This window comes from Xanthomonas sp. SHU 166 (assembly GCF_000364685.1).
Lineage (GTDB): Bacteria > Pseudomonadota > Gammaproteobacteria > Xanthomonadales > Xanthomonadaceae > Xanthomonas_A > Xanthomonas_A sontii.
On sequence record NZ_AQOJ01000657.1, the window covers coordinates 1 to 2,531 of the forward strand.

The window sequence follows — 2,531 nt, forward strand, 5'->3', positions numbered from 1 at the left end:
CCGCCATCGACGAAGCGTTCCTGCACCTGCGGCGGCTCGGCGAACACCTGCGCGCCATCGACACTGGGCGTGGGCAGTTCGGGAAACTGCGCCTGGGTCGCGCCGCGTGCCGTGGCCTCGACCACGATGTCGGCAGCCTCGCCGGCCTTGGCACGCTGCGGCGTGGCGGTGTAGCGCAGGCGCAGTTCGTGCAGCGGCAGCCACGGCTGCGGCGCATTGGCCGGCTGCGCGCGCACCTGCAGGGTCTGCGCGGTACCGCGCGCATTGAGTTCGCCGCCGCGGCCGAAGTAGTCGTCGAAGAAGCCGGTGGGGCCACGGCCGCTGAAACGCGCGCCCGGCAACAGCAGCGAGCCGCTGCGCTCGGGCACCAGCAGGTAGTGCCGCTCGACCACCGTGTACATGCGCCCGTCGATCTGACGGCGGTTCTGGATGTCGTCGCCGACGCGCTGCAGCGACGCGCCGGCCGGCGCGTCCAGGTCCAGTTCGCCCGAACTCAACGGCACACCGAGATACAGCCGCACCACCACGCCCACGCTCTGCTGCACGTAGGGCCGCGCGTCGTCGACGACGGTCTGCACGAAGACGTCGGCATTGCCCACCTGCGCGGGCACATCGGCATTGGCGGTGGCCGGCACCGCGGCGCTGGCCGCGGCCACCTCCAGCCGCAAGGGCGCGGTGCGTTCGTTGCCGACCTGCAGCGACGGAATCTCCAGCGTGCCGGTGCTGCGCGGCGTCAGCATCACCCCGAACAAGGACTTCGACGAGACCGCGCCGTTGACGATCTGCATCTGCCGGCTCTTGACCTCGTTGCTGAGCGCGAAATCCGCGCGCAGCGGCGCGTAGTCCGGCGTGGCCGCCGCCTGGTCGGTCTCGATGTTGAGGGTCACGCCCTCGCCGGCGCCGACGTTGTCGCGATCCAGCCACGCGCGCGTGGCGGCAGCCGCCGGCAGCGCCAGCAGAAGCGCGGCCAACACCATCAGCACCGCGCAGGCGCGGGCCCCCTGGCCGAGTCGCTTGAAGTGGATCATGGCTCTTGTTCCCGCTGCCTGCGTTCGTGTTCCAGCCTGAATTTGGCGCGCAGCAGATTGCCCGGATCGTCCGGCACCCGCCGTAGCCACGCCTCGACCGCCTGGCGCTGCTCGCGTTGCTGCGGCGTCGCGTTCGCGGCGGCAGCGGCGCGCTCGGCGGCCTGTTTGTCGGTGCCACCCTGCTGTGCCATCGCCTGCTGCATCTGCTGGCGCTGCGCCGCATCGGCCTGCTGTTGCGCCTGTGCATCGCCCGGCTTCGGCGGCGCCTGTTGCGCGTCCTTGGCGCCATCGCGTCCCTGCTGGCCGTCGCGCTGCTGGCCGTTTTGCTGCTGGTTCTTCTGCTGCGGGTTCTGCTGGGCGCCGTTCTGCTGCTGACCCGCCTGCTGTTGACCGTTTTGCTGTTGACCGTTCTGTTGCTGGCCGTTCTGCGACTGCCCGCTCTTCTGCTGCTTGCCGTCCTTGCCCTGCTGGCCGGACTTGGAATCCTGCGACGACTGGCGCTTGCGCGCGGCCTCCACCGCGGCGCGGTTGGCGATCGCATCGGCCATGCGCGGATGCAGTTTCAGCGCCTTGTCGTAGGCGTCGATCGCCTCGTCGTAGCGGCCCTGCCGTGCCAGCGCATTGCCGAGGTTGTACCAGCCGGCGTCGCTGTCGATGCCTTCGAACTGCTGTTGCGCGGCGGCGAAATCGCCCTTGCGGTAGGCCTGCACGCCTGCATCGAGCCGTTGCTGGCGGACCTGGTCGGCACGTTCCCACCACCCGCCTGCGACAGGACCGAGTGTCGGCGTCTGTGCTGGCGCTGGCGCCTGAGCCTGCGCATGCACCGGTAGCGGCATCGCCAGCGGCGCCAACACCAGCAGCAGCACCGCGGCGCCACCGCGACGGCGGAACGCGAGCAAGGCCAGCAGCATCAGCGGCGGCAGCAACCAATAGCCTTGATCGAGCCACACGCGGCCATGGCTTTCGTCGGCCGCCGTGGCGTTCGCTTCCTGCGGCCGCAGCACGCCCAGCGCGCGCAGATCCGTATCGTCTGGCGTCAACGCCGCGTAGCGGCCCGCGCCCGCTTCCGCCAGCGCGCGCAGCGCGCCCGCATCCAATTGCGCGTGCGACAGCCGACCCTGGTCGTCGCGGTAGGCCGCGCCCTGCGCCGTGCCCAGCCCAAGCGCGGACACGTGATAGCCCTGCCTGGCCGCGCGCGCCGCGGCCTGCTGCGCCTGCGCGTCGGCCTGGTCGCTGAGCACCAGGATGTCGCCGCGGGAGAAGCCGGCCTGGCGCAGCAACTGCGCCGCCCAATCGATCGCCAGGTCGGTGCGCTGCCCCGCCACCGGCATCACCTGCGGCGACAGCGCGTCGAGGAACAGGCCCACGTTCGCCGCATCGTCGGTCAGCGGCGCCACCGTGTACGGCTCGCCAGCGTAGGCCACCAGCGCCACTTCGCCGCCGGCGCGCTCGTGCAGCAGCCGCGCCAGCTTGGCCCGCGCCTGCAGCAGCCGCGACGGCGGC

The 2,531-nt window shown here is 71.6% G+C and carries 2 protein-coding genes; both read right to left on the reverse strand.

The genetic code is table 11. The features are described 5' to 3' along the window. A partial coding sequence (locus D180_RS15710) for a BatD family protein (protein ID WP_232760530.1) occupies positions 1-977 on the reverse strand: 977 nt, incomplete at its 3' end. Positions 978-1,024: 47 nt separating this feature from the next. Continuing rightward, positions 1,025-2,531, reverse strand: a 1,507-nt coding sequence (locus tag D180_RS15715) for a tetratricopeptide repeat protein (protein ID WP_017913550.1), incomplete at its 5' end; no start/stop codon positions are given.